1 protein-coding gene is annotated in these 1,513 nt (G+C 40.4%); it reads right to left on the reverse strand.

The genetic code is table 11. The features are described from left to right. Positions 1-1,513, reverse strand: a 1,513-nt coding sequence (locus tag B0A66_RS22445; protein ID WP_208862618.1) for a SprB repeat-containing protein, incomplete at both ends; no start/stop codon positions are given.

Below are 1,513 nucleotides of genomic sequence, written 5' to 3' on the forward strand. Positions count from 1 at the left end.
TGTTATTTCATCTGTACAGCCATTGGTGTCTGTAACTCTAAAGATGTAAGTGTCTGCCGGCAATAAAGTAAAAATTCCACTTACAGCTCCTGAGGTATTACCTACGGCACTTGCCGGAGAAATAATCTCATAGTGTAAGGCTCCAATACCGTTAGTTACTGTAATTGTTACTGTACTTGTTGTATTAGCAGCTGGCACACACCAAATTGGTGTTCCGACAATTGAACTAATCATAGGTGGGTTTAACCCAGGAATGTTAACTCCATCAACAAGTGTAAACAAACATCCTTTTGCATCTTTAACCAAAACATTAAAGGTTATTCCAACATAAGATTCGTAGGTGTTGATGGTGCTGTAATTTGCACCTCCGTCAAAACTATATTCATAAGGCGCAGTACCTCCAGTAGCTGTTACTGTAACAATAGCCTTAGTAGGTGCGTTACCGGCACTACAACTAAGCGGCGTTAAAACAGAAGCAGCGGTTAAAACTGCAGGCTCTGTAATTACAACAGCAGCGGTATAAATACATGATTTTGAATCTCTGACATTAATTATATACGAACCGGCTGTTAATCCTGTAAAGATGTTTGAACTTTGGAAAGTCCCCGCATTTAACTGATACTCATATCCTCCAACTCCTGAGCTGACATTCACCGTTATTGTTCCATCATTACCTCCATTACAGCTGACATGAGTTTCAACTGTTGTAAACACAACAGGTACAATAGGATCTAAGGTGAAAGCAGTCGTTGCCTGACATGCACTTGGCAATTGAGCATCACTTACCCTGAAAATATAGTTTCCTGTAACACTTGTCGTTAAAACATTTGTTGCCATAGTGGTATACGTTAATCCTCCATCGGTAGAATACTCATATACATAAGCGGCATTGTTTCCGCCTGTAGCTGTAAGGGTAATCTCTGCATCCGGATTAACCGTACAGTCTAACGCTTTGGTAAGCGCTGCACTTAAAAACAACTGTGGTTTCACATCATAAACAGTTGTAGCGGTACAGCCATTTCCATCTTTAATGGTTAAGGTATAAGTTCCAGAAGCATTAAAGGTAAAGTTCGGGCTTGTTTGAAAAGCACTTCCGTTTACACTATAAGTAGCACCTCCAACTGCCGGATCAACTGTACCTGTTATGGTTATGGTAAACGGATTACCATCGTAACAAATTAAAGCCGGAGCAGTAATGGTTGGGTCTGCATCTTTATCTAAAGTAATCGTAACTTGCTTGATACAATCATAAGCATCTTTGGCATATACAATATAAGTATTGGAATCTTTATAAAAAGTATTGGCACTTGCCCAGCCTGTACTTGTTGCTGTTGGCGCCGGATCGGTAGCCAACAACAATTGATAGGTATAAGGAGCGGTTCCATCGTGCCCGATAGCGGTAATAATACCGGAATCAGCAGCACAATTGGCATTTTTAGAAACCGAAGCTGTTACTGAGAATAAAATAGCTGACTGCGTAATATTAAAAGACGCTGTAGCCACACTACAACCG

The organism is Flavobacterium hercynium (genome assembly GCF_002217285.1).
GTDB lineage: Bacteria > Bacteroidota > Bacteroidia > Flavobacteriales > Flavobacteriaceae > Flavobacterium > Flavobacterium hercynium.